Origin of the sequence: Sphaerisporangium melleum, from assembly GCF_014646695.1 — a bacterium.
Lineage (GTDB): Bacteria > Actinomycetota > Actinomycetes > Streptosporangiales > Streptosporangiaceae > Sphaerisporangium > Sphaerisporangium melleum.
Genome location: NZ_BMNT01000008.1, coordinates 60,263 through 67,324, shown reverse-complemented (window position 1 = coordinate 67,324; position 7,062 = coordinate 60,263). Strand labels below are relative to the sequence as shown.

5 protein-coding genes are annotated in these 7,062 nt (G+C 72.5%); 4 read left to right on the top strand and 1 reads right to left on the bottom strand.

The features are described from left to right. Positions 1-1,184: MFS transporter (locus IEY93_RS08840; RefSeq protein WP_229690990.1), on the top strand; the 1,184-nt coding region annotated here is incomplete at its 5' end. Here IEY93_RS08840 and IEY93_RS08835 read toward each other — a convergent pair. Beyond that, positions 1,111-2,709: a DUF1349 domain-containing protein gene (locus tag IEY93_RS08835; RefSeq protein ID WP_203968654.1), complete on the bottom strand. Its 1,599-nt coding sequence runs from the start codon at positions 2,707-2,709 to the stop codon at positions 1,111-1,113. The two genes, IEY93_RS08840 and IEY93_RS08835, sit on opposite strands and share 74 nt — an antisense overlap. Positions 2,710-2,848: 139 nt before the next feature. On the opposite strand from IEY93_RS08835, the gene IEY93_RS08830 reads away from it, so the two are divergent. The 3 genes from IEY93_RS08830 to secA2 all read left to right on the top strand — a co-directional run bounded on the left by IEY93_RS08830 (position 2,849) and on the right by secA2 (position 6,937). Beyond that, entirely contained in the window at positions 2,849-3,511 is a 663-nt protein-coding gene (locus tag IEY93_RS08830; protein ID WP_189162493.1) for a response regulator transcription factor, read from the top strand. Further along, positions 3,508-4,626 carry a sensor histidine kinase gene (locus IEY93_RS08825; protein WP_189162492.1) on the top strand — a complete coding sequence of 373 codons (1,119 nt, stop codon included), beginning with the start codon at positions 3,508-3,510 and terminating at the stop codon, positions 4,624-4,626. The genes IEY93_RS08830 and IEY93_RS08825 overlap by 4 nt, the downstream gene beginning before the upstream one ends. A 70-nt stretch (positions 4,627-4,696) precedes the next feature. Next, positions 4,697-6,937, top strand: coding sequence for an accessory Sec system translocase SecA2 (gene secA2 / locus IEY93_RS08820; RefSeq protein WP_189162491.1), 2,241 nt, complete (start codon positions 4,697-4,699; stop codon positions 6,935-6,937). Positions 6,938-7,062 lie beyond the last annotated feature (125 nt).

Sequence of the window (7,062 nt, the reverse complement as noted above, 5' to 3'; positions counted from 1 at the left end):
GCGGCGGGCTGATGATCGGCGTGCAGGCCATCGTGGCCGACCTCGTCTCGCCGCGCGAGCGCGGCCGCTACATCGGGGTCATCGGGGCGGTGTGGGGCCTGTCGTCGGTCATCGGCCCGCTCATCGGCGGTTTCTTCACCGACCACACGAGCTGGCGCTGGTGCTTCTACGTCAACCTCCCGCTCGGGCTGGTCGCGCTGGCGCTCACCGCCGTCGTGCTGAAGCTGCCCAGGCCGCGGGTGCGGCCCCGCCTGGACGTCCTCGGCACCGCGCTGCTGGCCGGCGCCTCGGCGTGCGTCGTGCTGGTGACGAGCTGGGGCGGCACGCAGTACTCCTGGGACTCCCCGGTGATCGTCTGCCTGGCCGCCGGGGCGGTGGTGCTGGCCGCGGGGTTCGTGTTCGCCGAGCGGGTGGCGGCCGAGCCGATCATCCCGCTGCGCCTGTTCCGGGACGGCCTGTTCACGCTGCCCGCCGCGATCTCGGTGACGGTCGGCGTCGGCATGTTCGCCGCCATCGCCTACCTTCCGACGTTCCTGCAGATGGTGAACGGCGCGAGCGCGACGAAGTCCGGGCTGCTCATGCTCCCCATGGTCGCGGGCATGACCATCACCTCGATCGGATCAGGGCGGATCATCGCGGCGACCGGCCGCTACCGCGTCTTCCCGATCGCCGGCCTGACCATCCTGGCCGCCGGCCTCGCGCTGCTGTCGCGGATGACCGCCGACTCCTCGATGGCGCTCAACGCCATGTACATGTTCGTGACCGGGTTCGGGCTCGGCATGGTCATGCAGGTGCTCGTGCTGATCGTGCAGAACGCCGTGGACCACCGGGACGTGGGCGCGGCCACCTCCGCGGTCAACTACTTCCGCCAGACCGGCGCCTCGCTGGGCACCTCACTGGTGGGCTCGATCTTCACCCACCGGCTCACGGACGCGCTCGCGGCGAGCGGCGCGCGGCTGCCGCCGGGCGGGGTCGGCGCGATGACCCCGCAGATGCTGCACGCGATGCCGGCCGCCGCCCGCCAGGTCATCGCACGGGCGTACGCGCAGGCCCTGCCGCCGATCTTCCTCTACGTGGTGCCGGTCATCCTGGCCGGCCTGGTGCTGGCCTTCATGATCCGGCAGGTCCCGCTCGCCGAGCACCCCAGCGCCGACCGGCGGGACGTCCCGGCCCAGGCCCGCTGACCCGCCCGGCGGGTCCCCCGCGGTGGACGGCGATCGCCACCCCGAGCGCAAGGACGGCATATCCGCAGGTCATCGCCAACCCTGCCCAGGGCGAGAGCGGGTAGTAACCCCCGAGCAGTGACGGGACGACGTCCACGTGCGCGTACGTGGGGACGCTCTGCGTGATCGCGAACCCGGCGGCAGGGGTGATCACCAGCAGCCATGGCGCCAGACCCGCGGTCGCCAGCACGTAGGGTGCCACGACCAGCGCGATGGCCGACCCGATGGCGACGACGGCCCGCCTGACCAGCGCGGCGAGGCCGAGAGCCAGCACGGCGGCGAGCGCCGTCAGCGCCGCGAAGCCGACGATCACGCGGAGCTCGGTACCCGGGGTGATCGGCTGAACCGGGTTCTCATGAGCACGCAAGATCGCCAGACCGGCGGGGACCACGACCCCCGAGGTCATCAGCCCCGCCACGAACGCGACCGTGCCGACCACCGCGGCCTGGGCCGCGAGCAGCCGCGCCGGACGCGGCCCGGCCGCCGGGCCGGCTCTGAGCGGTCCGCGCCGGTGTTCCACCGTGAGAAAGGTGACCGCGACCACGAGCACCGGGATCAGCCCCGCGGCCCCGCCGATCAGCATGAGGTCGGCGCGCAGACCGCCCTCCATCGTGGCGGGCCCGATGTCGCCGCCTCCGGTCACGATGAGCTTGTCGCCGGATTCGACCACCCCGCCCGGGTGGTGCGGCGTCCTGCCGTCGGACTCCATGGTGACGCCGACGTCGTCGTGCCGCCACGTACCGTTCACGCCCTGCAGCCTGATCTGGTCGAAGGTGGCGGTGGCCTGGGAGAAGGCCGCCGCCATGTCCCACAACGCGCCGGGCGAGGTGGCGAACAGCCCGATCTCGACCGTCCGCGGCAGCCCCGGCAGCGTGACCGTGCCGACCTCGGTCCACGTCTTGCCGTCGTCCGACTCGTGGCCGGTGATGGTGTCGCCCGATCTGGTCAGCCGCAGCCACTGCGGGCCGTTGTGCGGACCGCCGGCCACATCGTGAACGTAGTTGTACTGCATCCGTACGCCGTGCTCTCCGGTGAGCATGACGGCGGCGTACGGTGTGCCCTGCTCGAGGCTCTGCCGGACGAGGAGCCCGGCCTTGGCCCAGGGCACCACTCCCTGCTTGATGGTGCGCACCCCGGGTACGGCGTCCGGCAGCCGCATCTGCCCGGTCATGTCCGACACGCGGGCGGTGATGGTCCCGTTCCCGGTGAGCGGCTGGTGCACGAAGTAGTACTTGTCCCGCACCGCCGTGCCATCGGGTCCCACCAGTGGCGCGGGGCAGGGGCCTTCTCCCTTCCCTGTCACGCACGTGGTGCGGGCGCCCGCGGCGATCAGCAGTCCGAGCGACACGGTGACCAGTACGGAGGCCGCCATGGCGAGCACCCGGCCCCGCCCGGTACGGAATCTGGTCCATTCTGCGCGCACCACCGAAAGAAAGCCGTCCCGTTCGGCCCGCCGGCCGGATCGCTCAGAGGTGAATGGATTCATGCCGACGGTTGTACGGGGGACCCGGTTCCGGCCGGGTCGCGGCCGCTGCGACCGGGCTGAAACCGGGGATCTGGCATCGTGAGGACATGGCATCTCGACCCGGCCGCCCCGCCCGCACGACGACCGGCGGTGAGCGGCGGTGAGAATCCTCGTCGTCGAGGACTTCGAGGTCCTCGCCCGCTCCCTCGGCACCGGGCTGCGCCGCGAGGGCATGGCCGTCGACGTCGTCCTGGACGGAACCGCCGCCCTCGACCGCCTGGCCGCCACCCGCTACGACGTGGTGATCCTCGACCGCGACCTGCCCGGAGTCCACGGGGACGACATCTGCCGGCGACTCGCCCACGGCCGCTGCGCGACCCGCGTACTGATGCTCACCGCCTCGGGCACGATCGAGGACCGCGTCGACGGGCTCGGCCTCGGTGCCGACGACTACCTGCCCAAGCCCTTCGCCTTCGCCGAACTGGTCGCGCGCGTACGTGCCCTGGCCCGTCGCGCCACTCCGCCGCTGCCGCCCATCCTGACCTGCGGGGACATCACCCTCGACCCGGCTCGCCGTACCGCGTCCCGGGCCGGCCGGCGGCTTCCGCTGAGCCCCAGGGAGTTCGCCCTGCTCGAATGCCTGCTCGCGGTGCCCGGCGTGGTGCATTCGGCGGAGGCACTGCTCGAACGCGTCTGGGACGAGGCCGCCGACCCCTTCAGCAGCGCCGTCAAGCACACGATGCACCGGCTACGGGCCAAGCTCGGCGACCCGCCGGTGATCGAGACCATCCGCGAGGGCGGCTACCGCATCCGGCCGTCATGACCGCTCAGCGGCCCGCCAGACGGTCTCTGCGAACGCGGCTCGCGCTCGCCTACGCGGCGGGCATCCACGCCGCCGGGGTCTTCGTCCTGGTCTTCGTCGACGTCTCGCTCGCTGGTGTCCAGGCGACCAAACCCGTGGGCGATCCCGCATCGAGCACGATCAGCGGAACCGGGGCCGGGATCAGCCTGTCGCAGCTTCTCATCGGATCCGTGGTCGCCCTGGTCGTCCTGATTCCCATCGCCCTGGCGCTCGGCTGGTACATCGCCGGCCGGTTCCTCGACCCGCTGCGTGCCATCACCGCCACCGCCGAGAGCATCTCCGCCGGGAATCTCGACCGGCGTCTCGACCTCGGCGAGCCGACGGACGAGCTGACCCGGCTCGGCCACACGCTCGACGACCTGTTCGCCCGCCTGCACGCCTCGTTCGACGCCCAGCGCCACTTCGTCGCCAATGCCTCCCACGAGCTGCGCACTCCGCTCGCCGGCCTGCGCACGCTCCTTGAGGTCACCCTCGCCGACCCCGGCGCCGACGCCGGCACCCTGCGTTCGGCCTGCGAGGAGGCCCTCGCTCTAGGCGCGCACCAGGAGCGGCTCGTCCAGGCACTGCTCGACCTGGCCACCGGCGAACGCGGCGTCACCCGCTGGGACGCTCTCGACCTCGCCCACATCGTCGAAGAAGTGCTCGCCTCACGCCGCGGCCGGGCGACGGAGACGGGCGTCCGTCTCGCCAGGGACCTGACACCCGCGGTGACCGCCGGGGACCCGAGACTGGTCGCAAGCCTCGTCGCGAACCTCGTCGACAACGCCATCCGCCACAACCAGCCGGGCGGGCACGTCGAGGTCACCACTCGGACCTCCGGCACGCAGGCCGCCCTCACGGTCACCAACACCGGGCCGGTCGTCCCCGGCGACCAGATCGAGAACCTGTTCCAGCCCTTCCGCAAGCTGGGCCGTGAGCGCGGCGACGGCCACGGTCTCGGCCTCGCCATCGTCCGTGCCGTCGCCCAGGCGCACCACGCCACCCTCACCACCAGCGCACGCCCCGGAGGCGGCCTGTCCGTCACCGTGCGGTTCGCGGCACCCGGGCCGCGATCGCTCTTAGCGCAGAGCGCGTGAGCGGTCCTGGCGGGGGAACGCGGTTACAGTTGGAGGCGTTGGAGGTGACGTGGCCTCGATACCGCGGTTTATGAGAAATCTCCTGGATCGTCCGGGAAGCGCCAACATTGGGGCGTATCGTCGGCTGGCCGCTCAGGCGGACGGCCACGAAGAGCGCATCAGGGCACTGACCGAGCTCCCCCGCCCCCGCATGGACGATCTGGCCGAGTTCTGCGCGATCGCCCGCGAGGCCGCGCACCGGACGCTGGACATGCGCCCGTTCGACGTGCAACTCGTCGGCGCCCTCGCCCTGCTGAACGGCCAGGTCGCCGAGATGGCGACCGGCGAGGGCAAGACGCTCTCCGGGGCCATCGCCGCCGCCGGGTACGCCCTGCGCGGCCGGCGCGTCCACGTGATGTCGGTCAACGACTACCTCGCCCGGCGCGACGCCGAGTGGATGGGCCCGCTGTACGAGGCGCTCGGGGTGTCGGTGGGCTGGATCGGGCAGTCCTCGACCCGCGAGGAGCGCCGCGAGGCGTACGCCAAGGACGTCACCTACGCCCCGGTCAGCGAGATCGGCTTCGACGTGCTGCGCGACCGCGTCGCGACCTCCCCCGCCGACCTGGTCGTCCCCGAGCCGTCGGTGGCGCTGATCGACGAGGCCGACTCCGTGCTGGTCGACGAGGCGCGCGTCCCGCTGGTCCTCGCCGGCGCCGCCGACCCCGGCGTGGACGCCCCCGAGGCCGCCGTGCTGGTGCGCCGTCTCTCGCGGGGTTACCACTACGAGCTGGACGACCAGGGCCGCAACGTCTTTCTGACCGCGAAGGGCACCGACGCGGTGGAGAAGGCCCTCGGCGGCATCAACCTGTACGAGTCGCTCGACGTGCTGACCCAGGTGAACCTCGCCCTGCACGCCCACGCCCTGCTCACCCGGGACGTCGACTACCTGGTGCGCGACGGGCGCATCCACCTGGTCAACCAGTCACGCGGCCGGGTGGCGACCCTGCAGCGGTGGCCGGACGGCCTGCAGGCCGCCGTGGAGGCCAAGGAGGCGCTGCCGGCCAGCGAGACCGGTGAGATCCTCGACTCGATCACCATCCAGGGTCTCATCCGCCGATACCCGCAGATCTGCGGCATGACCGGCACCGCGGTCGCCGTGGAGGAGCAGCTCCGCGAGTTCTACGAGCTGAAGGTCGCGGTCATCCCGTCCAACAAGCCCTGCGTCCGGGTGGACGAACCCGACCGGGTGTACCGCACGATGGCCGACAAGGAGCGCGCGCTCGCCGAGGAGATCACCCGGGTGCACGCCACCGGACGGCCGATCCTGGTCGGCACGCTGGACGTGTCGGAGTCCGAGCGCCTGGCGGACGACCTGAAGGCCGCCGGCCTCGACTGCGTCGTGCTGAACGCCAAGAACGACGCCGAGGAGGCCGCCATCATCGCCCGGGCCGGCGAGCGCTCGGCGATCACCGTGTCCACCCAGATGGCCGGCCGGGGCACCGACATCCGCCTGGGCGAGGGCGTCGCGGAGCTCGGCGGCCTGTACGTCATCGGCTCGGGCCGGCACGCGAGCAGCCGGCTGGACGACCAGCTCAGAGGGCGGGCGGGCCGCCAGGGAGACCCGGGAGGTTCGGTCTTCCTGGTCAGCCTGGAGGACGCGCTGATCACCCAGTTCGCCCCCGAGGAGCCGCTGCCGCCCGCCGCCGGCGAGGACGGCCTGGTCCGCCACAAGCGCGCGGCGTACGTCGTCGGGCACGCCCAGCGGGTGGCCGAGGGCACCCACCTGGACATCCATCGCAACACCTGGCGCTACACCCGGCTGCTGGAGCGCCAGCGCGACCTGGTGCTGGAGCGGCGTAACAAGGTGCTGCACGGCGACGCGGGCGCCGAGGCGCTGGCGGCGGCCGCCCCCGAGCGGTGGGCGGAGCTGACCGGCGAGGTCGGCGAGGCCGTGCTCGGAGAGGCCGCACGGCAGATCGTCCTGTACCACCTCGACCGCTGCTGGACCGAGCACCTCGGCTTCATGTCCGACGTGCGGGAGGGCATCCACCTGCGCGCCCTCGGCCACCGGCTGTCGCCGCTGGACGAGTTCCACCGCGAGGGGGTGGCCGCCTACCGGCGCCTGCTGGAGGAGGTCGAGAAGCGCTCGATCGAGATGTTCGAAGGTGCCACGATCACCGCCGAAGGGCTCGACGCGCTCGAAAGCGGACTCAAGCGCCCGACGGCCACCTGGACCTACCTCGTGCAGGAGAACCCGTTCGGTGACGCCTTCGACCGCGCGCTGCGCCGCCTGTCGCCGCGCGCCAAGCGGCGCCAGGACCTCGACGACTGAGCAACGGCACCCTGCCACCGGCCAGAGACCTCGCCGTGTGACCCGAACGCCACCGGCCCGGGTGCCGCGCCGGACGGCCGTACCCCGCTCCGGGCCGGCGGTGGCGGGGCGCGGGCCCGCGGCGG